21 protein-coding genes are annotated in these 24,944 nt (G+C 62.4%); 12 read left to right on the top strand and 9 right to left on the bottom strand.

What is annotated here, in order from left to right; translation table 11 throughout:
• The first annotated feature begins 17 nt into the window (after window positions 1–17).
• Together NKI06_RS21765 and NKI06_RS21770 are read left to right on the top strand one after the other, a co-directional pair.
• Complete coding sequence (locus NKI06_RS21765; RefSeq protein WP_502900606.1) at window positions 18–1,142, top strand: amino acid ABC transporter permease; 1,125 nt, start codon at window positions 18–20, stop codon at window positions 1,140–1,142.
• Window positions 1,143–1,191: 49 nt separating this feature from the next.
• Entirely contained in the window at window positions 1,192–2,424 is a 1,233-nt protein-coding gene (locus NKI06_RS21770) for a MalY/PatB family protein (protein WP_352987070.1), read from the top strand.
• A 161-nt stretch (window positions 2,425–2,585) separates the two neighbouring features.
• Here NKI06_RS21770 and NKI06_RS21775 read toward each other — a convergent pair whose 3' ends face one another.
• From NKI06_RS21775 to NKI06_RS21790, 4 genes are all read right to left on the bottom strand, one after another.
• Window positions 2,586–7,112, bottom strand: coding sequence for an autotransporter outer membrane beta-barrel domain-containing protein (locus NKI06_RS21775; protein WP_352987072.1), 4,527 nt, complete (start codon window positions 7,110–7,112; stop codon window positions 2,586–2,588).
• A 215-nt stretch (window positions 7,113–7,327) separates the two neighbouring features.
• On the bottom strand, window positions 7,328–7,483 hold the full coding sequence (locus tag NKI06_RS21780) for a hypothetical protein (protein ID WP_156033724.1): 156 nt from the start codon (window positions 7,481–7,483) through the stop codon (window positions 7,328–7,330).
• A 472-nt stretch (window positions 7,484–7,955) separates the two neighbouring features.
• Window positions 7,956–8,249 (bottom strand): hypothetical protein, encoded by a 294-nt coding sequence (locus tag NKI06_RS21785; protein WP_023704064.1) that lies wholly within the window; start codon window positions 8,247–8,249, stop codon window positions 7,956–7,958.
• 192 nt (window positions 8,250–8,441) lie between these two features.
• Window positions 8,442–10,319 (bottom strand): PAS domain S-box protein, encoded by a 1,878-nt coding sequence (locus tag NKI06_RS21790; RefSeq protein ID WP_352987074.1) that lies wholly within the window; start codon window positions 10,317–10,319, stop codon window positions 8,442–8,444.
• Window positions 10,320–10,390: 71 nt separating this feature from the next.
• On the opposite strand from NKI06_RS21790, the gene NKI06_RS21795 reads away from it, so the two are divergent.
• Window positions 10,391–10,759, top strand: coding sequence for a response regulator (locus tag NKI06_RS21795; RefSeq protein WP_352987076.1), 369 nt, complete (start codon window positions 10,391–10,393; stop codon window positions 10,757–10,759).
• A 161-nt stretch (window positions 10,760–10,920) separates the two neighbouring features.
• Here NKI06_RS21795 and NKI06_RS21800 read toward each other — a convergent pair whose 3' ends face one another.
• The 4 genes from NKI06_RS21800 to NKI06_RS21815 form a co-directional block, all read right to left on the bottom strand.
• Entirely contained in the window at window positions 10,921–11,676 is a 756-nt protein-coding gene (locus NKI06_RS21800) for a Crp/Fnr family transcriptional regulator (RefSeq protein WP_352987078.1), read from the bottom strand.
• Window positions 11,677–11,793: 117 nt separating this feature from the next.
• Complete coding sequence (locus NKI06_RS21805; RefSeq protein WP_352987080.1) at window positions 11,794–12,249, bottom strand: hypothetical protein; 456 nt, start codon at window positions 12,247–12,249, stop codon at window positions 11,794–11,796.
• A gap of 31 nt (window positions 12,250–12,280) precedes the next feature.
• Window positions 12,281–12,439: a hypothetical protein gene (locus NKI06_RS21810; RefSeq protein ID WP_023744144.1), complete on the bottom strand. Its 159-nt coding sequence runs from the start codon at window positions 12,437–12,439 to the stop codon at window positions 12,281–12,283.
• Between the two features lie 129 nt (window positions 12,440–12,568).
• Entirely contained in the window at window positions 12,569–14,569 is a 2,001-nt protein-coding gene (locus NKI06_RS21815) for an AI-2E family transporter (protein WP_352987082.1), read from the bottom strand.
• A 185-nt stretch (window positions 14,570–14,754) separates the two neighbouring features.
• On the opposite strand from NKI06_RS21815, the gene NKI06_RS21820 reads away from it, so the two are divergent.
• Together NKI06_RS21820 and NKI06_RS21825 are read left to right on the top strand one after the other, a co-directional pair.
• Window positions 14,755–14,988: a hypothetical protein gene (locus NKI06_RS21820; RefSeq protein ID WP_023671105.1), complete on the top strand. Its 234-nt coding sequence runs from the start codon at window positions 14,755–14,757 to the stop codon at window positions 14,986–14,988.
• Between the two features lie 200 nt (window positions 14,989–15,188).
• A complete protein-coding gene (locus tag NKI06_RS21825; RefSeq protein WP_352987084.1) occupies window positions 15,189–16,268 on the top strand; it encodes an aminopeptidase in 1,080 nt (359 codons plus the stop codon).
• A 29-nt stretch (window positions 16,269–16,297) separates the two neighbouring features.
• On the opposite strand, the gene NKI06_RS21830 is transcribed toward NKI06_RS21825, so the two are convergent.
• Complete coding sequence (locus NKI06_RS21830) at window positions 16,298–17,503, bottom strand: ROK family transcriptional regulator (protein ID WP_352987087.1); 1,206 nt, start codon at window positions 17,501–17,503, stop codon at window positions 16,298–16,300.
• Between the two features lie 145 nt (window positions 17,504–17,648).
• Between NKI06_RS21830 and NKI06_RS21835 the strand changes: the two genes are divergently transcribed.
• From NKI06_RS21835 to NKI06_RS21865, 7 genes are all read left to right on the top strand, one after another.
• Window positions 17,649–18,914, top strand: a complete 1,266-nt coding sequence (locus NKI06_RS21835) for an ABC transporter substrate-binding protein (protein WP_023683165.1) — start codon at window positions 17,649–17,651, stop codon at window positions 18,912–18,914.
• A gap of 81 nt (window positions 18,915–18,995) precedes the next feature.
• A complete protein-coding gene (locus NKI06_RS21840; RefSeq protein WP_023683164.1) occupies window positions 18,996–19,931 on the top strand; it encodes a carbohydrate ABC transporter permease in 936 nt (311 codons plus the stop codon).
• A complete protein-coding gene (locus NKI06_RS21845; RefSeq protein WP_023671100.1) occupies window positions 19,924–20,829 on the top strand; it encodes a carbohydrate ABC transporter permease in 906 nt (301 codons plus the stop codon). Before NKI06_RS21840 ends, NKI06_RS21845 begins: the two co-directional genes overlap by 8 nt.
• A gap of 82 nt (window positions 20,830–20,911) precedes the next feature.
• Window positions 20,912–22,018, top strand: a complete 1,107-nt coding sequence (locus tag NKI06_RS21850; RefSeq protein ID WP_352987090.1) for an ABC transporter ATP-binding protein — start codon at window positions 20,912–20,914, stop codon at window positions 22,016–22,018.
• 44 nt (window positions 22,019–22,062) lie between these two features.
• Window positions 22,063–22,830, top strand: coding sequence for an SDR family NAD(P)-dependent oxidoreductase (locus NKI06_RS21855; RefSeq protein WP_352987092.1), 768 nt, complete (start codon window positions 22,063–22,065; stop codon window positions 22,828–22,830).
• Window positions 22,831–22,856: 26 nt separating this feature from the next.
• Window positions 22,857–23,846, top strand: a complete 990-nt coding sequence (locus tag NKI06_RS21860) for a sugar phosphate isomerase/epimerase family protein (RefSeq protein ID WP_352987094.1) — start codon at window positions 22,857–22,859, stop codon at window positions 23,844–23,846.
• A complete protein-coding gene (locus tag NKI06_RS21865; RefSeq protein ID WP_352987096.1) occupies window positions 23,843–24,655 on the top strand; it encodes an SDR family NAD(P)-dependent oxidoreductase in 813 nt (270 codons plus the stop codon). Before NKI06_RS21860 ends, NKI06_RS21865 begins: the two co-directional genes overlap by 4 nt.
• Window positions 24,656–24,944: the final 289 nt, after the last annotated feature.

The following is a 24,944-nucleotide window of genomic DNA, read 5'->3' on the forward strand; positions in this document are numbered from 1 at the left end:
GGGTGAGCGATCAGTCCATGCGTTCGCCAGTTGTGATCAGCGCACTCATACCAGCCATGGCGCCTCCCGCGGACGTTCGACCGGGTCCAGTGAGCTGGATGAAAAAGAACCTGTTTTCGACGCCGTCTTCAGGCGCGCTGACAATATGCTTTGTCCTCCTAGCCGCGTGGCTGCTGCATCACTTCCTGAGCTTTGCGATCTTCAACGCGGTCTGGAGCGGCGGCCATGAAGCTTGCCGTGCGAACAGCCAGGGGGCTTGCTGGCCTTTCATCGCCGAGAAGTTCGACTACCTGCGATACGGCGCGTATCCGGTTTCCGAGCGGTGGCGCGTGGACCTTGCGCAGGCGATCGGCGCCATCCTCATCGTTTGGCTCCTGTGGACGAAGGCTCCGCGGCGCAAAATGGCGGCGTTGCTGTTCTTCCTCGTCTACCCCGTGGCCGCGTTCGTTCTCGTGCGCGGCGTTGCCTGGCTTCATTTGCCTGTCATCGATACGACGCTCTGGGGCGGTCTCTTGATCACGTTGCTGATGTCGATCGTGGGTATCGTCTTCTCGCTACCGATCGGGCTTATCCTGGCGCTTGGACGCAGGTCGGAACTCCCTTTCGTCAAGACGGTTTGCGTCACGTTCATCGAAGTCGTCCGCGGCGTGCCGTTTATCACAGTGTTGTTCATGGCGAACTTCATGATGCCGCTCTTCGTCCCGGATTATCTGACGCCTGATCGACTGTTGCGCCCGCTCATCGCGATAGCGTTGTTCTCGTCCGTCTATATGGCCGAGGTCGTGAGAGCCGGCCTTCAGGCGATCCCGAAGGGCCAACACGAAGCGGCCAAGGCGCTCGGGATCGGCTACTTCGACATGATGCGCCTGATCGTCCTCCCTCAGGCGTTGACGATCGTCATACCGAGCATCGTCTCGACCTTCATCGGTCTGTTCAAAGACACGACTCTGGTCGCCATCGTCGGCATCGCGGATTTCCTGAAGGCCGTTGAAACGGCGCGCGTCGATCCGAACTGGGCAGGCCCGACGATCTCATCAACCGGCTACCTCTTTGCGGGGTTGGTCTACTGGAGCTTTTGCTTCGGCATGTCGCGTTACTCGCAATCTATGGAGCGCCAATTGGCGCGTGGCCACAAATCCTAGGAGGCGCTGATGATGCCACAAGCAATGCCCGCGGCAAGGTGACCATCAAATGGCTTGTGCAGACACGCCCGCATCGGCGCTTGGGCAACGACATATCGCGGGAATAGATTTCGACCAGATCCACGACCGTCAGCAGTTCGGATCCGTCAAATGGGCCAACCAGTGGGACGAGTTCTCTCCCCAGGTCGAGGGCCAGGACCTGCTGTCGCTGTGGACGGCGGATATGGACTTCCGCGCTCCGGAAACCGTCATCGCGCGACTGCGCGAGGCCGCGGAGCATGGCATTTACGGCTACACACGCCGCGATCCGCGCCACTATGAGATCGTGCAATCGTGGTTCGCGCACCGGCACAACTGGTCGCCGAAACTGGAGACCTTGCTTCCCGCGCCGGCGATCATGCCGTCGGTGGCTGCGATACTGCGAACCTTCACCAAGCCCGGTGACGGCGTCATTGTGCAGTCGCCCGTGTACTCGCCCTATTTCGAAGTGGTTCAGGGAAACGGCCGCGTTCTGCTTACGAACCGGCTGAGGCTGCAGAACAACAGATATGAGCTCGATCTCGAGGATTTCGAGAAACTGGCGGCCGGCGGCGCCAAGGCATTCCTGCTGTGCAATCCTCACAACCCTGCCGGAATGGCCTGGACACGCGAAGAATTGGCGGCGCTCAACGACATCTGCGAGCGTCATGGGATCCTGGTGATATCCGACGACATTCACTGCGACATAAGGTTGTCGGATCGCCCCCACATCGTCTTCTCCTCCATCTCGGAAGATGCTGCCGAGAAATCGTTCATCTGCACCGCTCCAACGAAGACTTTCAATCTTGCCGGGGTTCCTTCGGCAACCATTTCGGTAGCCAGCAAAAAGCGCCGCGAGGCGCTTCTTGCCGCAATGCAGGCGTCATTCATGGTGAATGCGAACTTTTTCGGCCGCCTGGCTTTGGAGGTTGCTTACAGCAGCGGCGCGCCATGGCTCGACCAACTCACGCACTACATCGCCGGCAACATCGATCTGGTTTGCGAGTTCGCCGGTGAACACCTTCCAGGCATCACGCCCATGCAGCCCGACGCATCGTTTCTGGTGTGGTTGGACGCGTGCGCGCTCGATGGCCGAGTGGGTGGAATTCAGAAGTTCTTTGTCGATCGGGCCGGGGTTAATCTCTATGACGGCCGCGTCTATGGGCCTGGCGGCGAAGGCTTCATTCGCCTGAATGTCGGCTGCCCGCGTGCTCTGTTGCGCCAAGGGCTGGAGCGCATGTCCAGCGCGCTGGCATCCCTGTGATCGAGCGCCAGGGTGCTTCGGATGCGAGCCTGGTACTTGATGCCGGCAGCCGGTAAGGAAACGTCCGAGGCCGACGAGCCGGGTGGCCCGCTAGTCCGGATTCCATAGCCGTGCCGGACACGACGCTCAAGCCAAGGTCGACATGTCCATCTTGATCGCCGCTACCATTTCACAGCGAACCCGAGCTTGGCGCCCAGGGCATGGCTGTCGCCAAAATCCTTGAGACTTGTCCGCACGGTGCCTTCCCCGAAGACTGCGTAGCGGCCGTCCGCCCAGCTCAACGAGCCACCAAGGCCGACACCGCCCCACAGCGCCTGATTTTCGCTGACCAGCTTCGTGCCAGACACATCGACATCATTTCCGTCGAGGAAGTCGTAGTAAAGGTTGCCGAGCCCATAGATGTGCGTACGGCTTACCTGCCCCGCTTCGTCCACCCACTGGTCTTCATAGTCCGCGGAGAGGCCGAGGCGGCCAACGAGGCTGTTGCTGCTGCCGGGCGACACGACGGCGCCAAACGGGTCGGTGAACGTGTCGAAGTCGACCGACGAATAGACAAGCTGGGCTTGGGGCGTCAGCGACCAGTTGCCGTTGAGGGCGATCTTCTGTCCGGTCTCGATGCTCAGCCCGTAGCCGAAACCGTTGTTGCCGTCCGCAAGCGTGGTGCCCAGCGTGGCCGACCGGATGTCACTGTCATACCATGTCGCCTCGGCCTGCGCGTCGACGTAGAAGCCACCGCTGCCGAACCAGGTGAGCGTGCTGCCGACGCCGTAGCCGGTGGCAGCGATCGACCCTGCCCCGAAGATCGAGGAGACGTCCGACGACGCGGTTCCGTAGTGGGCCGTAATCCCTCCGATCAGGGTACCGGCGTCGCTTTCGTGCAGCAGGCCATCGACGCCGGCCTGCAGCTTCCAGGTGGTCACATCATAGTTCGTGCCGGAGGTCGACGTCTCCGGCTTGATCTCGGCATGGGCAGCTTCGATGCGCGCCCATATCGCCTTGCCGTCGACCGAGCCCTGGCCTGGCAGGTCCGCACCTTGCGGCGTAGCACCCTCGCCCCACGACCGATTGCCAATGCGTTGCTGCATGGTGCCCAGTTCATTGAACGCCTGCAGCACCCCTTCATAGGCCTCGTACAGCGGCACGCCGGGCGAATAGAGCGGCTGCGGATCGGGATCGCCGTTGACCAGGGCCGAGCGCAGATACCAATCGCCATCGGCCGGTGTGCTGACGCCGCCTTGGTAAAGCCTGTAGGCATAGGCGCCCGCGACGACCGCTGCATCGCCTTCGAAGGTATAATTGCCGTCGAGCGAGAAGCTGCCGTTCGAGACGCCGCCGACGTCGACGATCTTGATGCCTCCGACCGTTTGGGCGCCCGACCCGCCGAAATTGACGACCTGAAGGGTACCCGTCCCTGACGTGTTGCCGGCGATCACCAGCATGTCTGTCGGCGAACCGTCACCACCGAGCGCAGCGTTGAGAACGACGGCGCCGCTATTGCCGACATAGTCGCCGCTTACGGTAAGTGTGTCGCCTGGGACGCCACCCGCGATGCGCACCGTTCCGGCGTTGCTCAGCCCCGCAATCGTCTGGGACGTGCCGGCAAGATCGAGCGTGGCGCCCGAGGCGACGGAAAACTGCGAGGAGGAACTGAACGCGTTCGCAGCGCCCGCGGCAAGCGTGCCGCCGCTGACCGCAGTGGCGCCGGTAAAGCCTGAGTTGTCCAACGCAAGCAGCAGCGTGCCTTGGCCGTCCTTGATGAACGTACCGGCGCCCGAGAGCACGCCGGCATAGCTGGCGGAGGCCACTTGGTCGAATGTGAAGGAGGCGCCGGCGCCGATCGCGACATCGCCACCGAAGCGCTCGGCCGCCGAGACGAGGCCGCCTTGATTGACGGTCCAGTCCAGCAGCGACGTGCCTGACAGCGTCAGCACGCCGGCGCCATCCTTCATCATTGCGCCGGTGCCGGAGATATCGCCGGCGAAGCTGGCGTCCGCCGCCTGGTCGAACACGACAGTGCCGGAATTGCCGATGTCGCCACGAATCGAGGTTGCATCGCCGACCAGCGTGCCAGCGCTGACCAACGTGTTGCCGCCATAGCTGTTCGTTCCCGTAAGCGTCAGCGTGCCGGCGCCGGTCTTGGCAAGGCTGCCAGCGCCAGAGATCGCACCGGACAAGGTCAGGTCGGCCACAGTGTCGAAGGTGCCGCCGGCCGACGAAAGCGTGACGTCGCGCGCCGAGCTGAACGCCGCTGTGTTGCGCAGCGTCCCGCCGGAGAGCGTCAGGCCGCCAGCGGCAACGCCGAGATTGTTGTCGGCTGAAACAGATAGCACGCCGCCCAGGACGGTGGTGCCGCCCGTGTAGGTGTTGGCGCCGGACAGCACCAGCGTGCCCGCATCGGTCTTGGTCAGGCTGCTGGTCCCGGTTAGCACGGAGGCGATGGTGGCGGTGTAACCTGCTCCGGCCACCGTGCCGTCGCCGACCCGAATGATGCTCTCGCCGCCAGCGCCATCAAGCGTGATGGCGTCGCCTTCGATGCGGTAGCCATCGGCGGCGAATTGCATGCCCGTAATCGCAAGCGCGCCGGCGCTGCCGTCGGCGATGACGGTGCCGCCGAGCGTCTGGAAGATGGCGAAGCCGGGCTGCGGCTTCATCGCGCCAGTTACCAGGCCGGTGCTCGTCGTCCAGTTCAGGCTTGTCGCCGTCCACGTGCCGTTGCCGCCGTCGACCAGATCATTGTTGGCATTGCCGGCCGCGTCACCATCCCAGAAGAGCAAGTCGGTGCCGACGCTGCTGACGAGATTGACCTGGTTGGCGACGGAGGTCTGCACCGTCAGGTCGGCGGCCGTGACACCGGCCGGCAGATTGCCGAGCTCGAGACCATTGTCGGTGAGTGCGCCGCCATAATTGATTAGCCGGTAGACGCCAGGCCCGAAGCCGCCGACATCGGTGATGTTGAGGCTGCCGTCCAGCGTCAGCGCGCCGGTCACCTCGATCAGGTCGTTGACACCGCCGCCGACAATGCCCGCCTGGCCGAGCTCGTAGTCGAGCATAGAACCGGAGCTCAGGCTGAGCGATCCGACCGTAAGCGTGCCAGGGCTGGACCCCGGCGCCAGCACACCGCCATCGGCGACGATCACCGCGCCGCCGATCGAGCCGGAGCCGCCCAGCGTGCCGCCGCTGTTGACCGTCGTTTCGGTGCTGCCGAGCGAGCCCTCGACGATAAGCTTGCCGCTGTCGACGGTGGTGCGGCCGGAATAGGTACTGTCGCCCTTGAGCACCAGGGTGCCGGCGCCCTCCTTGTAGACGCCGCCCACGCCGGTCAGCTCGCCATTCGCGGTCAGCGTCGTACCCGCCGCCGCGCGGAAGTAGCCATAGGCGGAAGTGAGCTTGACATCGCGGCTCATGGCGAAGCTTGCTGTCGTGCCGAGTTCGCCGCCGTCGAGTGTCAGCAGGCCCGTAGCGGCACCCAGATTCTGGTCCGACGCGACCGAGATGCTTTTGCCGGTCCCGACCTTGGTGCCGCCGCTGTGGGTGTTGGCACCGGTCAGCGTCAGCGTGCCGAAGCCTTCGATGTCGACGCTGCCCGAGCCGGAGATATTTCCGCCGAAGGTGTGGGGGCCGAGGTCGAGAAACGAGACAGCGCCGTTGTCCAGGATGTCGCCACGGATCGCCACGGTGTTGCCGGCAAGCGTTCCTGCATTGACGATGTTGCCACCCGTATAGCTGTTGGACAAATTGGTGACGTTGAGCGTGCCGGCGCCGCTCTTGACCAGTGTGCCGGTGCCGGTCACCTGGCCTGACACGTCCAACTGCGTGCCTGCCACCGTGTCGAACCCGCCGGTCGAATTGATCAGGACATTGCGATTGGTGGCGAAGCTGGTGGTCGTGCGCAACGTGCCGCCGTCGAAGGTCAAGCCGCCCGAGAGGGCGCCCAGATTGTTGTCACTCGAAATTTGCAGGGTCCCGCCGGACAAGGTCCAAGGCGTGACGGCAGTTGTCGTCCCCGTTAGGGTCCAGGTGCTGTTTCCGGTTTTCTCGTAGAACCCAAACCCGTCATATTTGGCGCCAGCGCCGATCTGCGACACACCGAAACTGGCGCTGATATCGCCACCCAGCTTGAATGTATCCGCGGCGCTGAAAGCGACCACATTGCCTGTGATGGTGGAGCCGGCCTGAATCTCCAGCGAATTGACGCCGCCGGTGAACTGGATGGCTTTGCCGGCTGCCGGCGTTCCGCCACCGGTGCCGACGGCACCGCCGCTGATCGTACCCGCATTGATGACCGCGATGTTGGCGCCCTTGATCCCTGCGGCGCCATCGCCGCCTGCCAAGGAGCCCTGACCGCCACTGCCGCCAACGATCGTCGCACCTAGCTTGTTGATGACGGTTCCACCTGAAAGCAGCAGAACAGCGGCGCCACCGTCCCCACCGCCGCCGAGAACTGTTCTTCCACCGGCACCCCCGAGCAGATTCCCGCTGTTCTGGATTGTCCCGCCGCCCATCAGGACGATGGCAGCTGCGCCGCCGCCACCACCTGCTTGGACCCCAATTGTGGAAAGACTCGTGCCGCCGGTAACGCTGCCGCCCGCCTCTACAAACACGTTTGCGGACGAGAATATGCCGACGCCGCCACCACCGCTGCCGCTGTTGCCATTGGTCCCACCTCGGCCGCCAGTGCCACCACTCACCGATCCTGTGCCAGTGACTGTAACGTCGGCCGTGGCACTGACGCCCACACCGCCACCGCCACCGCCGCCGCTCCTGACGACGCCATTCGTGCCAGGGGAGCCCAAAGCGCCGGCCCCGCCGCTGATGCTGGTTGCAATGGTCCCGTCTGTCGAGATGACCAGACCCGTAGCACCAGTGGCACCGGCAACGCCATTTGGGTTGTTGGCTGTCCCACTTACCGCTCCCGATCCTCCTGGCGCCCCGTCACCCGTCGTGAGGTCAATGCCGCCACCACCGCCACCAGCGGTCGCGCCATTGGCGGCATTCTGACCCGTGGCACTCGCGAGCGCGCCGTCAACGCCACCTTGTCCAGCGCCTGCGCTGCTACCATTGCCGCCATCTGCCCGAGCCGGCGCGGCGCTCAGCGCAAGGGCAACAGTTAGGATCGTCAAGGCGGAAGTGCTGGAGCGAAGCGACACGACTTGCGGCAAGCGCGCGAGATGCAAAACCCAAAACCCATCACGCGCAATCCGCTCCGCCATGCCTAAGCTCCCTGATTCCTGAGTGCGCGAAGGCAGCATGAAAGCTATTCGCCCGCAAGAAGTTTATAGTCATGAGAGCTACCAAGAAGCTAACGGTGATCAGTAAAATGAAGTCTGCGACTTTTGAGCGACAGAAAATAGTCAATATTAGATATAGCTTATTAAACAGAGACCTTACGGAATCGCGAGAACAATCTCGCTGCATCAATTTATGCGGAAACGTTCGGACCTCCTGGGCTCCAGCCGATCCCATCGGGCGGAGGTGAGTTTCGCCTCTACGGGGGCGATGAGGCGCTAGGCTGCCCCTTGAGCGACCCCTCACTATCCTGCAAGAAGTGATTCTGTAATCGACTCCCACTCTGCGTCTAGCTTGCCAGTTGCCACAGGCTGCCCGGCGCGGCGGTACCAGTAGGCTGCATTAGAAAGGTCGCCTTCTTTGCGGTGCAGATAGGCATGAACCCATACAGAGGCCGGATCAGATTCGTTGGCCTGCACACACTCATGCGCCCGCTCCCAATCGCCCTGTCTATCCCACCATAGAGCGTGGAGCGCCATCCCAAGATTCGCCGGGGGCTCTACTCCCTGAAGGGTCGCACGGAACTCGTCGATGTCCATAGTTACCTCGCCTCTGGCTACGCCGGTCCTGTCCCGTTCCGTGCAACGAAATGCGCCCTCTGCCGGTGATTTGCTCTGCCGACTTTAGCAATGGCTCTGGCGATCTTTAGCGGAAACGGGGTTTTCGCGAGGCAAAGGCCGCATCAAGGGCTTCAAATTGACGAATGCTCGTCGCAGGGCTGCTTCGTGCTTCTAAGCTTCATGGACGGCAGAAGCTGCTACGGAAGCCAAAGGCGCTTCCAGGCTCCATGTTATGCCATGCGGACCGTGTTCGAGATTTCCCTGTCCACTGACCGCTGCGGGCGCAACCCGCTTCAGCACAACGGTTCCAAAGCCACCTTGTCCGACAGTCTGAACCTGCGGACCATCGGTTTCGGCCCAGGTGAGGTGAAAGAGCCTCGAAGCACCGGAACCGGTGATGCCCCATGCGACCGAAATCCGGCCATTGTCCCCTGAGAGAACCCCGTATTTGGCCGAGTTGGTCGCCAATTCGTGGAAGGCAATCCCGAGATACTGAACTGCGTTGGGACTGAGCACCAATGATGGGCCCGACATTTCGATCACATCCCCCCGCGGGAAAGGCTCGACCTGGGCCGCCAAGAGGTCGCTGATCGTGGCACCCTTCCAATCCGCCGATACAAGCAGGTCGTGAGATCGCGACAACGCCATGATGCGCTCGCGCACCTGGGTTTCAAATTGTTTTGGCGTCTCCGATCGCTTGTTGGTCTCCCGGATCATCGACAGGATGACCGAATACTGGTTCTTCACCCGGTGGTTGACCTCGCGCATCAGCATGCGGATGCGATATTCATTCTCCTTCGCCGACGTGATGTCTCGCGCTATCTTCGATGCGCCGGTGATCTGCCCGGTTGCGTTACGCACGGGCGATATCGTCAGCGAAACCGGAACCAGGCTGCCATCCTTGCGCTGGCGGGTCGTTTCAAATGGTTCGACGCGCTCGCCGCGGCGAATGCGTTGGAGAATGCGGGGTTCCTCGTCCTGATGGTCTTCGGGGATCAGCATGGTCACCGACCGGCCAATCGCTTCGTCGGCGGTATAGCCGAAAAGCCGTTCGGCGCCCTGGTTCCAGCTTTTTATGATGGTGTTGAGATCCTTGCTGACGATCGCGTCAAATGAGGATTCCACGATCGCTGAGAGGTGCTGCCTGGTTTCTTCGGCACGTTGGCGGTCCGTCAGGTCCAGCAGCATGTTGACGGCGCCAATCAGAGCGCCGTGCTCGTCCCGCAGCGGTGTCGGGTAGGGCAGGAACGGAAAAAACGATCCATCGGGACGCTGCGCAACAGCTTGCTGATTGCGGACCGGCCTGTTCTCCTTGAGCGCGATGGCCATCGGGCATTCATCGTGCGGCAATTCCTTGCCGTCGGCAGTGAACAGCTTGAACGTCACGCACCATTTATCCTTGCCGATTTCAGGCTCCCTGCCTGCCAGATCGGCCGCGGCGCGGTTGTAGTAGGTGATCGTCCCATCCTGATCGGTCGTGTAGATGGCGACGGGAAGGCCGTCGAGTATCTGGTGATAGGTACTGTCATGCTGCCTGAGCTCCGAGCGGGTGTGCACCAAGTCGGTTACATCGACCGTGAAGCACCGGGTGTTGATCAGCTTGCCGTCCCGGAAATGTCCGCTTGAGGTGACTTCGACGTGCTTGATCGATCCATCGCTGGCCCTCAATCGCGCCGGATATCTTACGATCTTCTCGCCATTGGCAAGGCGACCCAAAATGTCCTCTATGACGTCCCGGTCGGGATAGAACTCGGCGATGTGGCAACCGAGGTAGTCCTCTGCGGGATAGCCGAGAAGGTCGAGCTCAGCCTGGTTGGCATGCACGATCACGCCGTTTGCGTTCACCAGATGCAGGGCAACGGCGCCGTTTTCGAAGAAATCCTTGTAATCGAAATCCAGACTGTCATTGCTGGACACTCCCGGGTTTTCGAAGGCGACAACAGTCGCCTGTGTTGCTTCATGCATCCCAAACACCTTTTTCAGTCCAACCAAACATAATGCGGCTTGGATCAGTTGGTTCCCATCGCCCGGGATCTCGACCCGCGGCATACGGGAACTGGACCCTAAAAGGGACCTAGCCTCGACTCGTCTTCCATCTACAAACGTGCGATCATCCGCGCATGGGCAAACCCTTGGTCCTTGTCGTCGACGACGAAGCCTTGATAGCACTGGATATGGAGTCCGCTCTTTCGGAGGCGGGCTTTGCCGTGGCATTGGCGGCGACATGTTCCCAGGCGAAACGTTTTCTTGCTGACCATACCCCCGCCGCAGCGATCCTGGACGTCAGGCTGTCGGACGGCGAGGCTGTTGACGCGGCAAAAACCTTGGCAGCGCGGGCGGTTCCTTTCGTCGTCTATTCCGGCCTGGGGGTCGAGGAAACCCACGAAGCGTTCTCGCCCGGCGTAAGAGTGATGAAACCCGCCGGACCTGCAGAGGTGATCCGGGCTCTCATAGCCATGACCGCCGGCCAGCAGAAGATGACGGGATAGCCGTGCTCTGAGCACCTTTGGTCTAATTGGGGCGTAATGGCGCGGCCTGTCACCAAGGGTTTCGGCGGCCGCGATACACTCCGCTTCCCTTCAATGGGGGCTGTCCCATCACCGCAAATCGATCCGGAGTTGGTCGTCGAAAAGGCGCGGGGCGCCTTTGGTCAATGCAGTTGGCCGATCAGCCGAGCGTATTCGGCTTCAGCCCTGCCATAGGACCCATCGGCAAGCGCAATGAGACGGGCGCGATCAAGGATGACGACCTCTCCTCGCATCGATCGTATCAGACCTTGGCCCTCCAAGGTTTGCAGCGCTATGGTGACGCCGGGCCGCCTGACACCGAGCATGACTGATAAGAACTCGTGCGTAATCGCAAAGCGGTTCCCGTCGACGCGATCATCACACATCACCAGCCATCTTGAGAGCCTGTCGACGATGTTCATCCGGGCATTGCCGAGAGCGGTGAAGCTTGCCTGGAGGTGAAAGTAGTGAACGTAGCGGAGCAGAAAAGTTCGCAGGGTTGGGCTTGTCAAAAGCGCCTTGCTGAAGAGGCCCGCGTCTATACCAAAGGCTCGGGCTTCTAATTGCACGTAACAATCGTGCGTTGATCGGTCATCGCCCATGACGAGCGCTGAGCCGGTCATGCCCTCACAACCAATGATTCCGATCTCAGCTTCGATACCAGGCCGCAGCTCGCCCACCACTGACCCGAGACCGCTCTCGAAGAAGTACACGGTGCTGATCGGTGACCCCGCCACTTCGAGATGCGTCTTCAGCCCAAGGGAGACGCTTTCGAAATGAGGTTGCAGCAATGCCAAATCTGCCGAGCACATTCGAAGCAGCAGCGAATTGCGATAGATGGAATTTTGGCCGGTGTCGCGTTGCGCGCCAGTGTGAGTTTGTGACCTGGAGTCTGTCATAGCTCCCTCTCCCTATCGGGGCGGAAGCATGTTGATCGCTCACAGCCGACGGACGCCCTTGGAGTTGCCGTCGATGGCACACTCTATGCCTGCGGACCGCGGATGTCCCATTTTTAATTAATTGCGTTGATCGGCCTGAGCCAAGCGTTGGCGCACCCGCGCTAAGACGGCATTCAGATGCTCCAGGAATTCGTCATCACCTTTCGTTGACAAATTGCGTTGTCGAACGCGAGTTACAATGCGCTCCTGGAGTGAAACCGCTGTCTCATAGTGGTCCACGATCAGCTGATATGAAGCGTTCACTGGGGCGGATTCAAAGAGCTGAGCCATTGTGGCAATGTAGTTCCACAACGAAGAGAGTCCATCTCGGCCGCCGCTTGGGTAACAATCGTACAATATACCCAAGACTGACCGCGCTCTTTGGTTATCCTCCCAGGAATCCGGTAGCTTTGCGCGGCGCAGCCCCTCTTCGCCCTTCGACCTCTTGACCCGGCCGACCAGTCCCGGCTTCAGCCATTCGGCCTTGCTCGCGCTGCGCACCAATAATGCGCCTGACAGGGACGGCGCCAGCATGGGCCAGATCGACCAGACAGATTGAGCAGTCCTATGCCTCTCCGAAATCAGTTTCGTTTCTTGACGTCGGGTGCCGCTCGTAGTCAACGGGCGGCGGCAGGAGCATGATTTCGGTCTCCTTGCGGCCGAACTCTCGGCCGATCTGGAACGCCGCGTAGATCGCGCCGAGGCGGATAAGGAATCTAAGCATGGAGGTTCTCCTTCGATGTTAGGAACCGCAAGGCCGCGAGATTGTTCCATGGTTTGCGAGTGGGGACGATCTTGCCGTCGCACCAGAGATTCCAGCGCCGGCGCAGGAATCTGAGACATGGCGGTGCGGCTAGGCTGTTGCGGCCGTTGCCTGGGCCGGGATCCGTTTTCGAGGGGCCGGACGGCGTCGATCGCGGCGTTTCGAAACGACTTTGAGGGGAACGGCCGGCGCTGGAGAAAGTGCGCCAAGCACAGCGTTGACCATGCCGTGGGCTACGAAATCGGCGCTGATGTCGGCGGCCAAAGCTTGCCCTTCTTGCCCGACATCGCCCTGCTCCGCGTCTGACCAGAACACAATCCCAATTCTCAAACCTGCCTTGGCGCGCTTCAGTCTCCGGACCAGAAAGCGGGCATGCTTGAGCGAATCCCGGTTCAGGAAACCGACCACGACGGTGTCGATCGCCTCTAGTTCGAGACGACGAATACCTGCCGGCTCAATATCGACAAAACTGGCCTTCGCCACCGTAGCACCTTGCACCTCCAGCACCTGAGCGAGCATGGCGGCAGCGGCATCGTCGAGTTCGCCGCGACCGCCGGCACAAAGCACCGACATGTCCTTGCCGTCGGGCAGTTCGATCTCTTCCTCTTCGATGCCATCTGTTTCCCTGCTCGCGGTCCCTTCGGCGGCGGTTGTCGGCGCATCTTCCTCGCTTGCCTCTTCCTGTGCATCGTCGGCAAGATTTGCCACAAGAATTTGGGCGCTCGCCGCCACCTGCCTTCGCTGTTGATCGCCCATCACGCCACGCATGCGGTCCTGCTCGCCCAACAGGAGAGCAGGAATGGCGACCGTGTCGTAGAAATCGATCAGGTACTTCTCCTCGAGGATCTCCTCGGCATGGTCAGTCGCCTCGTCGGGATCGCCGGCCAGGAGCCGTTGATAGAGCCGGGCGTGAGCTTCAAGGACGGGCTCGTTGCCAAACAGGACGTCGAGAAATTCGAACTGCGGAACATGTCGCCCGAGGACGACGAGGCAAACTGTCAGCGGCGTCGAAAGGACCAGGCCGAGCGGCCCCCACAACCATGTCCAGAAAATTGCCGCAACGATGATTGCCAAAGGAGAAAGTCCCGTGCGCGAGCCATAGAGCCACGGTTCGATGACGTTGCCGGTTACCAATTCCATGACGACAAACAGTGCGGCGGTCCACAGCACCAGCGACCAGCCGGGCGCAACCGCCAAGGCCAGAAACAAGGGCAGCAGCATGCCGATAACAGGGCCGATATAGGGAACGAAGCGCAGCGCCAGTGCCAGCAATCCCCACAGCAGCGCGTTGGGAATGCCGAGCACCCAAAGGCCAACCGCGATTGGTATCGCGTAGACGATGTTGACCACCAATTGCATGATCAGATAGCGGCCAACCCGTTTGCCGGCATCCTGCAATGCCTGCGTTGTGCGATGGAGGTCGCCATAGCCGACGAGGCGGATAAACCGGTCGCGCAGATCCTCGCGCTCAAGCAACATGAAGATGACGACGATGATGATCAGGCCAGCTGATGCCAGCGGGCTGATCAACGGTCCGATGATGTTCTGCAATACCTCCAGAGGTCTCTCGCGGGCGACGATCTCGACGGGAACAGGCTCGCGCCGGGGCCTGTCCGCCGCAGGCGGCGCCACATCCTGCTTGTCGATCTCCTGACCGACGCGCTCGATCACCCCGCTCAGCCTGGCAATTATGCCGCCACCAACCCCCGTCTCCTTGAGGGAACGCACCTTGGTCAGAATGTTTGTCTGGTAGACGGAAATGTTCTGAGCAAGCTCGCTTACCTGGGTCGCAACAATGAAGCTGAACAGGCCCAGGGCCGCGAACGCGCCAATCACGCTCAGAAGCACTGCGGGCAGCCGAGGCAAGCCGACACGCTTCAGTGCGGAGACCATCGGCACCAGCGCAAAGGTCAAAAGCAGCGCGATGGCAATGGGTAGGAACACCTCACGACCGAAATACAGCGCAGCTACTGTCGTGACGATGGTTGCCACGGTAGGCAGAGCTGTGCGCGGATGGGCATTGCCTGCCGCAAGAATCCGTCCTAGCCCCCGCTCGGACGATGAGATGTCGTTTCGACGATTGGCAGCCACGTGATTCCCCCCGTTTCCTAGCGATAGTTAGACCCATTCGCCTGCCGGGCAATGTTTAGCAGGGCCGAATACATACGTTTTGCGGTTTTGCGCCCTGGGCGCTGTGCTCTGACGGTTCAGTCGATATCGTCGGAGCCGCAAATCTGTGGTAAAGCCGCCGCCCAACCAACCAAAGGACGACATCTGTGAGCGAACCGACTGTGGCCGAAGCGACCGAAAGTATCTATGCCTCGCTGCGGGCGGACAATGCCGACATCGACGCTCATATCGCGACGCTCAAGGCTGCGCTGACACGAGAGGGCGCAAAACAGGCGGTGTTCGATCCGGCCAAATTGGCGCAGAACAACCGCTCGGGCCGTAAGTTGATGCAGGCTTATTTTCGCCAGCGCGGCGTGAGCGTGAGGTTTTCGGACCAGTAGCGCGCGGCAGCTTGGGGGAACGGCGTCCCAACGGACGGTCCGTATCTCGCCCGCTCCGCCCTGCGGTGGACTTATCGTCAATCCTAGGCGAATGCCCGCATTGCCCTGCCCAGGTCGGTGTCGCCCCCTGCCCCTGCAGCTCTTGACGGAAACCGGTGCCTCCTGTTTGAGGGTGACCAGGACGTTTGCTGCATGGGGAGATGGGCAAGGGTGGGCAAACAGTGAAGCGCGTTCTTCAGATGCTTGCCGCGGCGATCATCGCGTCCGGGGCGACCGGCTGCACGACCATTTCCTACTACGCGCAGTCGTTGCAGGGTCACGCGCAGATCATGGCCGCCCGCAAAAATATTGGAAAACTCATCCGTGATCCTTCGACGCCTGAGGCATTGCGCGCCAAATTGACGTCGGCCAGCGCCATAAGACGGTTTGCGACGGATGAACTGGCACTGCCCGAAAACAACAGCTACCGCAGTTATGTCGACATCCATCGCGACGCCGTGACCTGGGCCGTTTTTGCCGCGCCGCAATTCTCGCTGGCGCCACGAACATGGTGCTTTCCGGTTTTCGGCTGCGTTCCATACCGGGGTTACTTCTCCCGGAAATCCGCGACTGAGAACGCAGTCGAACTTCAAAGGCAGGGCCTGGACGTCTATGTCTCGGGCGTCACCGCCTATTCCACGCTTGGCTGGTCCAGTGACCCGCTGCTGAGCACCATGCTGCGTCAGGACGACACCTATCTCGCAAGCCTTGTTTTTCATGAACTGGCGCATCAGCGCCTCTATGTGGATGGCGATTCCGCATTCAACGAGGCGTTCGCCGTTGCCGTCGAAACCAGCGGCGTCAGGAAATGGCTCCGCGCCGCCGGCGACCGGGCCGGATTGCGCCGCTACGAAGCCGATCGCAAGCGCAGCGCCGATTTTCTTGGACTGGTGGCGAAGACGCGCGACGAGCTAAGGCAGGTCTATGGTAGTCCCCGTACCCCGGAGCAGATGGCGACTGCCAAGGCAGCCGCGATCGAGAGGATGCGGGCGCGCTATCGGCGGATGCGCGACAGGCACTGGGCGGGACACCGGGGATACGACGCCTGGTTCGCTGCCCCGATCAACAACGCCAAGCTCGCCGCAACTTCTGTCTACGGTGAACAGGTTCCGGCCTTTCTTCGCTTGTTCGACCTGTGTTCCGGCGACTATCCGAGGTTTTACGCTTCTGTCCGGCGGATCGCGGATTTGCCCAAATCGTCCCGCGCCGAAGCGCTCAAGGCTGCCGACACGTGCAATTGACTTGAACAAGCACAGGCAGGTCCTGACGATCACCCCAGCGACAGTTCCTTCGTCTGGTGTCTCAAAACGAGGCCGACCGCGCCCAGCAAGGCATCGTTCTCGGTGTGCTTGCCAACGATGATGCGCGTGCGCAGGGCGGGAGCGATATCGCGGGACTTGATCAGCGTATGGCGTTCATAGGACGCGATCAGCGGCGTCAACAGAATGTCCCCTGCCAAAGCCATGTGGCCGCCGATGATGATAAGCGGCGGATTGAGCACCGAGCCGATCAGGCCGAGACCCCGGCCGGCGATCTCGGCGGTATCCTCGATCATCCGCAACGCCCTGACGTCGCCCTGCTCGGCCATGGCGATGACATCGTCCATGGTGACTTGCCGCCCAACGACACGCGAAATCTGTTCCAGCGGCCGGGTAAAACTCGCGTAGAGCTCCAGGCATCCGCGATTGCCGCAGCGGCAAAGGTCGCCGCCGGGATCGATGCTGATGTGCCCGAATTCGCCGGCGCCGCCGGCGACGCCCGCCACCAGCCGGCCATGCTGGACAATGGCGCCGCCGACACCCAGATCGATCTTGAACAGCACGAAATCGTCCTGGCCGACGGCCGCACCCCACATCAGCTCGGCAATGGCCGCGCAGTTGCTCTCGTTGTCGGCGAAGATCGGCTGTTCCAGAACGGGGCCGAACACATCTCGTATGTTGACGCCGGCCCATGTTGGAACCATGCTGGCGCGCAGCACCACTCCATCGCGGCTGACAGGACCGGAGACGGAGACACCAACCCCCAGGAGCCCCGCCACCGGCAGACCGTTTTCCCTGTAAGATTGGGCAATTGCCGATTTGACCGCCTGGGCCGCCTGTTGCGGCTGGTAGTCCAGCGCCATTGGAATATTTTGTTCGGCAATGACGGAATGCGAGACATCGGCGACGATGAGCCGTATCTGCTGAAGAGCCAGGTGAATGCCGACGCAGGTGCCCGCTGTCGGATTGAGCGTCACCGCCGCGGCTGGCCTGCCGATGCCTCTGATGCCGTCGCGGCTGGTCGGGGCTTCGATCACCATTCCAGACTTTTTCAAGCCGTTAAGCGCGGTTGACACCGTCGAGCGCGCCAGACCGGTGGCGCGTGCGATCTGCAACGCGGAGAGTGCGCCGCGCTCGCTCAGGCAGCGCACGATCATGCTCTCCGGCGACGCGGAGGGTCTGTCGATCAGCCAGGTTCTAAGCGAAGGTTTTGTCATGGCTCAACATAAACATCGTTGACTGATAGCTCCAATATGTCATCTTGGAAAGAACTCGAGATTGACGCATCTCGCCGGCGGCGGCTTCAAACCGCGGCCATAAGCGGTCGAGACGAACCGTGCAACACGATATGGGAGTGAAACGATGAAGTCCGTCATGACCGCGCTTGCGGCCGCTGCTGCGTGCACATTTTTCGCCGGGGCAGCCTTCGCCGAACCCAAGACGAACCTTTTGCACCAGTGGGCGACCGGATCGGACGCCCAGGCGATCGCCAAGCTCGGCGAGATGTTCACCGCCAAGGGCGGCAAATGGGAACAGACCTCGATCGCCGGCCACACCGCCAATACGCTGGCCAAGCTGCGCGCCGACGTGATCGCCGGCAATGCCCCGCCTGCCGTGCAGCTCAAGGGCCCGGAAATCGCCGAATGGAACGAGACCGGCATGACCGCCGATCTCGACGAGTTGGCGGCCTCGGAAGGGTGGGAGAAAGTGGTGGCGCCGGAATTGCTTCCGGTGATGAAGCCGACCGGCAAATGGGTCGCCGCGCCCATGAACATCCACCGCATCAACTGGCTCTGGGCCTCGCCCAAGGTCATGCAGGCGGCCGGCGTGGCGGAAATGCCGAAGACCTGGGCCGAGTTCAATGCGGCCTGCGACAAGATCGTCGCCACAGGCAAGATCTGCATCTCGCATTCGACCGCCGACTGGACGGATTCGACGGTGTTCGAGGTCGTGCTCTACGGCCAGGACATCGATCTCTACCGCAAGGCCTTCGTCGAAGGCGATGTCGAGTCCATGCGCAGCCCGGGGATGGTCAAGGCCTTCACGCAGATGCGCCTGATGACGAGCAAGTACATGGATCCGGGCATGGTCGGCCGCGACTGGGATTCGATGTCGGCGCTCGTCGGCAAGGGCGACGCGGCGTTCCACATCATGGGCGACTGGACGATCGGCCTTTTGACCGCCGCTGGCTTCAAGGAAGGCACCGACTATGTCTGCGCCCAGGCGCCGACCGATTGGGGCAAACCCGGCTTCATCCTCAACTCGGACTCGGTCGTGTTCTTCAAGCAGAAGGACCAGGATTACATCGACGGCCAGAAGCTGCTGGCCAGCCTGATCCTGTCGCCCGACTTCCAGACGGTCTTCAACCAGGCCAAGGGCTCGATCCCCGCACGCCTGGATATCGATCTGTCGAAGGGCTTCAATCCGTGCCAGCAGCTCTCGCAGAAGGATCTGCAGGCTTCGATCAAGGAGGGCACGCTGGTCCGCTCGATGGCGCACAACATGACCATCCCGCAGAAGATGCGCGGCGCGATCATGGACTCCATTACCGAGTTCGTGGCGACGCCGGACATGTCGCCCGAGGATGGCGCCAATGCGATGGCCGACGCGGCGGAAGCACAGAAATAGATGGCAACGGCCGGGCGCGATGCCTATCCGCCCGGCCGTCCTCCCTTCCAGTCCCGTGCTCTGCCAATTTCCGTGCCCTGAATGTCAAATCACGACCTGATCCTGTCGGTACCGGCACCCGCCCGCCCCTGGCGCGAGCGGCTGGGCTCCGCGATGCCCTTGCTGGTGCTCGGCCCCTCTCTCGTGGCGAGCTTCGTCTACGTCTTCGTGTTCACCGGCTGGACGCTCTACATCTCTGTCTCGAACTCCTCGCTGCTGCCGACCTACGGCTTCGTCGGCCTGGAGAACTACGCGTCGCTGTGGGCGAACCGGCGCTGGAACATCGCCTACAACAACCTGTTTTTCTTCAGTGCTTTCTACATCGTCGGCTCGATGGCGGTGGGACTGCTGCTGGCGATCCTGATCGACCAGCGCGTGCGCGGCGAAGCGGCCTGGCGCACGATCTTCCTCTATCCGCTGGCCGTCTCCTTCATCGTCACCGGCACGGTCTGGAGCTGGCTCTACAATCCGACCGACGGCATCCAGGCCATGGTGCGCGGTTTCGGCTGGGCGAGCTTCAGTTTCGCACTCGCCAGCGACCGGCACTATGCGATCTACGCGCTGATCATCACCGGTGTCTGGCAGGCCTCGGGCTTTGCCATGGCGCTGTTCCTGGCCGGCCTGCGCTCGGTGGATCAGGACCTCGTCAAGGCCGCGCAGATCGACGGCGCATCGACGTTCCGCATCTATCGCAAGGTGCTTCTGCCAACCATTGCGCCGATCTTCCTGGCGGTCGCCGTCATCCAGATCCAGTTCGCCATCAAGACCTTCGACCTCGTGGCGGCCCTGACCAAAGGCGGCCCGGGGATCTCGACCACCTTCCCCGCCATCTACGTCTATGACCTGATGTTCCAACGCGGCCAGATCGGCGAAGGTGCGGCCGCCGCCATCATGATGCTTGCCGCTGTTGCCGTGGTGCTGGTGCCCTATTCATTCTGGGTGGTCTGGCGCCGGCGCAAGGAAGCCGGCCATGGCTGACGTCTCCCTGGACCAGTCGCTCGACCGTCGCGCTGCCGCAGTCGCGTCGCGCCGGCATTTTCTCACCCGCTTCGCCATCTATGGGCTGCTGGTCGTCTTCGCGGCGATCTACCTGGTCCCGTTGCTGGTGGTGGTGCTGAATTCATTCCGCGACCAGCAGGAGATCGCGCGCAACGGGTTGATCTCGCTGCCGCGCAGCTTCCGCCTCGATGCCTGGGGCCAGGCCTGGAGCACCTATTGCATCGGCGGCACCTGCGAGGGCATGCAGCGCAACTTCTACAACTCCCTGAAGATGACGATCCCGGCCACGATCATCTCGACGGCGGTCGGCGCGATGAACGGTTACATCCTGTCGAAATGGCGCTTCAGAGGTTCGGAAGCTTTGTTCACCTGCATGCTGCTCGGCGTCTTCATTCCGGGCCAGATTTCGTTGATGCCGTGGGCGTTCATCCTCGGCAATCTCGGCCTCAGCAATTCGGTCTACGGGCTCGTCCTCATCCACGTTATCCAGGGCATTTCGTTCACCACTTTGTTTTGCCGCAACTACTACGTCAGCATCCCCGACGACCTGATCAAGGCGGCGCGCATCGACGGCGCCGGCTTCTGGCGCATCTTCCGCAAGATCATTCTGCCGCTCTCCTCGCCGATCCTGATCGTCACGGTGATCTGGCAGTTCACCGGCATCTGGAACGAATATCTGTTCGGCGTCGTCTTCACCTCCGGGCAGCAACAGCCGATCACGGCAGCGCTCGTCGCGCTGACGGCAAGCGGCACCAATGTGCGCGCCTACGATGTCATGAGCGCCGCCGTGCTGATCGGCGCGCTGCCGCCGCTGCTGATCTATCTCTTCGGCGGCAAGTATTTCGTTCGTGGCCTGACCCAAGGGGCGATCAAGTGAGGCGCCGTCAAGTGAGGCGCGATCCAGTGAGCGGAGCCTGTCTCCTGTCGCCGATCGTCCCGTCCGCCAAGAAGGGCATCGCATGTCGACATTGACCATCCGATCGCTGCGCAAGAACTTCGGCGCGGTCGAGGTGCTGAAGGGCATCGATCTCGAAGCGCGGAACGGCGAGTTCATCGCGCTGGTCGGACCGTCCGGCTGCGGCAAGTCCACTCTGCTGGCGATGATCGCCGGGCTCGAATCTGTTACCTCCGGCGAGATCCGCATCGACGGAAGGCTGGTCAATTCGGTGCCGCCGAAGGACCGCGACATCGCCATGGTGTTCCAGTCCTACGCGCTCTACCCGACGATGACGGTGCGCGAGAACATCACCTTCGGCATGGAAAGCCGCCGCGTCCCGAAGCCGCAGCAGGACGAGGCCGTCAAGCGGGTTGCCGCCTTCCTGCAGATCGAACCGCTGCTAGGGCGCAAGCCCGGACAGCTTTCGGGCGGCCAGCGCCAGCGCGTCGCCATGGGCCGGGCGCTGGTGCGCGATCCCAAACTGTTCCTGTTCGACGAGCCGCTCTCCAATCTCGATGCCAAGCTGCGCGTCGACATGCGCACCGAAATCAAGAAGCTGCATCACCGCGTCGGCAAGACCACGGTTTACGTCACCCACGACCAGGTCGAGGCGATGACGCTGGCGTCGCGCATCGCCGTGATGCACCAGGGCGAGGTCCAGCAATTCGACGATCCCGCCACGATCTACAACCGTCCGGCCAACATGTTCGTCGCCGGCTTCATGGGGTCGCCGGCGATGAATTTTTTGGCCGCGGAACTGAGCCAGGAAGACGGCCGCCCGACTGTCGTCCTGCAGACCGCCGACGGCAAGACGGCCAGCCTGCCGATCGTCCAGGCGCTCCCATCCGACACGCCGCGACAGCTTGTGCTCGGCATCCGTCCCGAACACATCTACCGCTTCGATCCCGACCTCGCGCGCCGCAAGCCGGGCATCGCGCAGATCGATGCAGTGGTCGAACTGGTCGAGCCGACAGGCGCGGAGACCATGGCCGTCCTGCGCCTGGGCGGCAAGGAGATCACCGGCCGTTTCGACCCCGACGGCACGCCGCTTATGGGCGAGACGGTGACGCTCGGCATCGACATGGCGCGTGCCTGCCTGTTCGACCCGACGACCCAACGCCTGATCTGATCTGACCCGATCTGACCGAAGCTTGATCTGAAAAGAGTTCCGCCTTGTCCTTCGCCACCTATCCGAGCCTGTCCGAGCGTGTCGTGCTGATCACCGGCGGTGCGTCGGGCATCGGCGCCGACACGGTCCGCGCCTTCGCCGCCAATGGCGCACGAGTGGCGTTTCTTGATCTGCAGCAGGAGGCCGGCGAGGCGCTCGCGCGGGAACTCGCCGCCGCGGCAGCGCACGCGCCCCTGTTCCTGCGCTGCGACGTGACCGATATCCCCGCCCTCCAGGCCGCGATCGGCACGGTGCGCGACCGCCTAGGGCCTGTCGCGGTGCTGGTCAACAACGCCGCCGATGACAATCGCCAGCCGGTCGCCGACGTGACCCAGGCGACATGGGACCACGCCCAGGATGTGAACCTCAGGCACCACTTCTTTGCCGCTCAGGCCGTGCATCCGCACATGCAGGAAGTGGGCTTTGGTTCGATCGTCAATTTTTCCTCGATCGCCTGGCGTTTCGGCGCGTCAGAGATGGCGCCCTATGCGGCGGCCAAGGCTGCGGTGGTCGGGCTGACCTTCGCGCTGGCGCGGGCGTTTGGCCCCGACAACATCCGCGTCAACGCCATCGAGCCGGGCGCCGTCATCACCGACCGGCAGCGGGAGCTTTGGTACAAGACCCAAGGTTCGGTCGACCAGGTCGTGCAGCGCCAGGTGATCCGCAAGGTTCTGCTCGGCGAGGAGATCGCGCGCACGGTGCTGTTCCTCGCCGCCGACGACAGCCGCATGATCACCAAGCAGTCGATCACCGTGGATGCCGGCCTGAGATGACCACACCTGACTCAAAGGATCGCTTCATGCTCGAGGTCGGCCTGAACCCCTACGGCCTGACCTATCATCTCGGCCTCCAGGGCCGCGGCACGCCACGCGCCAATCCTAGACCTGCGGGGCTCGAAGGTTTCATCGCGCTCGCGACCGAACTCGGCGCGCGCGTGCTGGAGATCTGGGTGCCATGGCTGAGCGAGCTTTCCGACGACGCGGTGATCGCGCTGCGCGAACGGCTCGCCGGTATTGGCATCACGCCGGTCGTCAGCGGCGGCCTGCTGGTGGGCGAACCGCTCGACGATGCCTTTCGGGCCGCGCGCCTGCTCAAGGCCAAAATCATCCGGACAGCGCTGACGCCGGTTCTCTGCGGCGACCGCAACGCGGCCGGCGAAAAATGGAGCGAGTACGTCGGCATCATTCGAGAGCGATTGGTGGAATGGGGTCCCCGCGCGAATGCCGAAGGGTATGTCCTTGCGATCGAAAACCACCAGGACTTTACCAGCCGGGAACTCGTCGATTTCTGCGCCCTCGGTGGTGACAGTGTGGGCGTCACCTTCGACACCGGCAACACGTTCCCGGTCGGCGAAGCGCCGCTCGATTTTACGAAGGTGATCGCCCCCTATGTCCGCCATGTCCACCTCAAGGATTACCGCGTGCAGTTCACGACCGAAGGTTACCGGCTGATCCGCTGCGCCATCGGCGACGGTGCGGTGCCGTTTGCCAAGCTGTTCGCCATTCTTGGCCAGCACCACGATCGCATGACCGCCGTTCTCGAACCGGGCGCCTTGGAGGCCCGGCATGTCCGCTATCTCAGCGACGACTGGTGGCGCGGCTATCCGCAGAAGACGGCACGCGAATTTGCCGCCTGCCTGGCGGCCGCGCAGCGCAACCGGCTGCCCGACGATGCCGACTGCCGCACGCCTTGGGAGCGCGAAGCCGACGTCTCACTGGTTTCCTATGAGCTCGACATGATCCGGCGCAGCGCCGCCAACATGCGCAAACTGATGGAGAATATCCGATGACGGCACGTGAACTCGATGGATTGACCGCCTTCGTAACCGGCTCCGGCCGTGGCCTCGGCCGCGTGATGGCCGAGCGCCTGGCCGAACTCGGCGCCAATGTCGCGATCCACGACATGGACGAGGAAGCGCCGGCGAAGTACGGCGAGTTCGCCAATCTCGGCGAAGTGGTCGAGCGCCTGAAGCGGCACGGCACGAAGGTCACGTCGGTGACCGGCAACATTGGCGACCAGAAGGCGGTGGCCGAGATGAAGCGCAGGATCGAGGCCGATCTCGGCGACGTCCATGTGCTGGTCAATTGCGCTGGCGGCGACATCGGCGCCAAGGGCGGCAAGCCGAACCCGAACAACGCCCTCGACATCGAACTGGACGACATCCGCGTGCTCACCGAGAACAATCTGATCGGCACGATGCTGGTCTGCCAGGCCTTCGTGCCGCCGATGAAGCAGCGCGGCGGCGGCTCCGTCATCAACATCGCTTCCGCGGCGGCACATCTCGGCTGCTCGCCCGAGGTCGTTTACTCCACCTTGAAGGCCGCGGTCGTGCATTACACGCGCTGTCTCGCCAAGGAACTGATCGACGACGGCGTGCGCATCAACGCGGTCAGCCCAGGCGCCACGAAGACGGCACGCTTCCAGGCGACCCGCACGGTCGATCCGGAGCGCATGGATTCGAGCAGGAAGTCGCTGAACCGCTATGCCGAGCCGGAGGAGATCGCCGAGGCGGTGGCCTTTCTAGCCGGCCCCCGCGCACGATTTATCAATGGGCAGGTGCTCCGCGTCGATGGCGGGTTTACGATCTTTCCGGGGTGATGGCGGGGTGCCTCGGATTTCAATTTCGGGGCCGAAAGCGGAAGTGCCGTTTTCGGGATTCCTGGGTTAAATTGCCCCCTCACGCCTCGAGCTTTTCGCAGCGTCAAAACGGCTGTGGAGGGATTGGCAGGCTATACCGCTGACGAAGCGCACATGTGACGCACCGAGGATAAGTAACCCCGTTTGGTCACGCCGGCGCTGCCGACCGGTTGGTCGAAACTGGCGCTGGTACTCGCTATTCACGAAATTGCCGATCACCCTGACGAGGTCCACTAAGCAATGGTGAACG

It is taken from the genome of Mesorhizobium sp. M0772 (assembly GCF_040320135.1).
In the GTDB taxonomy this organism is placed as follows: Bacteria; Pseudomonadota; Alphaproteobacteria; order Rhizobiales; family Rhizobiaceae; genus Mesorhizobium.

Bases quoted from the DNA above. Each gene is read 5' to 3' on its own strand.
- NKI06_RS21790 (WP_352987074.1), bottom strand. From the start codon at position 10,319: ATGCCGCGGGTCGAGATCCCGGGCGATGGGAACCAACTGATCCAAGCC.
- NKI06_RS21785 (WP_023704064.1), bottom strand. From the start codon at position 8,249: ATGGACATCGACGAGTTCCGTGCGACCCTTCAGGGAGTAGAGCCCCCG.
- NKI06_RS21860 (WP_352987094.1), top strand. From the start codon at position 22,857: ATGCTCGAGGTCGGCCTGAACCCCTACGGCCTGACCTATCATCTCGGC.
- NKI06_RS21810 (WP_023744144.1), bottom strand. From the start codon at position 12,439: ATGCTTAGATTCCTTATCCGCCTCGGCGCGATCTACGCGGCGTTCCAG.
- NKI06_RS21825 (WP_352987084.1), top strand. From the start codon at position 15,189: ATGGGCAAGGGTGGGCAAACAGTGAAGCGCGTTCTTCAGATGCTTGCC.
- NKI06_RS21845 (WP_023671100.1), top strand. From the start codon at position 19,924: ATGGCTGACGTCTCCCTGGACCAGTCGCTCGACCGTCGCGCTGCCGCA.
- NKI06_RS21865 (WP_352987096.1), top strand. From the start codon at position 23,843: ATGACGGCACGTGAACTCGATGGATTGACCGCCTTCGTAACCGGCTCC.
- NKI06_RS21795 (WP_352987076.1), top strand. From the start codon at position 10,391: ATGGGCAAACCCTTGGTCCTTGTCGTCGACGACGAAGCCTTGATAGCA.
- NKI06_RS21780 (WP_156033724.1), bottom strand. From the start codon at position 7,483: ATGGTAGCAGCGCAGGCGCTGGACAAGGTGGCGTTGACGGCGCGCTCG.
- NKI06_RS21835 (WP_023683165.1), top strand. From the start codon at position 17,649: ATGAAGTCCGTCATGACCGCGCTTGCGGCCGCTGCTGCGTGCACATTT.
- NKI06_RS21805 (WP_352987080.1), bottom strand. From the start codon at position 12,249: ATGCTGGCGCCGTCCCTGTCAGGCGCATTATTGGTGCGCAGCGCGAGC.
- NKI06_RS21770 (WP_352987070.1), top strand. From the start codon at position 1,192: ATGGCTTGTGCAGACACGCCCGCATCGGCGCTTGGGCAACGACATATC.
- NKI06_RS21800 (WP_352987078.1), bottom strand. From the start codon at position 11,676: ATGACAGACTCCAGGTCACAAACTCACACTGGCGCGCAACGCGACACC.
- NKI06_RS21765 (WP_502900606.1), top strand. From the start codon at position 18: ATGCGTTCGCCAGTTGTGATCAGCGCACTCATACCAGCCATGGCGCCT.
- NKI06_RS21840 (WP_023683164.1), top strand. From the start codon at position 18,996: ATGTCAAATCACGACCTGATCCTGTCGGTACCGGCACCCGCCCGCCCC.
- NKI06_RS21830 (WP_352987087.1), bottom strand. From the start codon at position 17,503: ATGACAAAACCTTCGCTTAGAACCTGGCTGATCGACAGACCCTCCGCG.
- NKI06_RS21850 (WP_352987090.1), top strand. From the start codon at position 20,912: ATGTCGACATTGACCATCCGATCGCTGCGCAAGAACTTCGGCGCGGTC.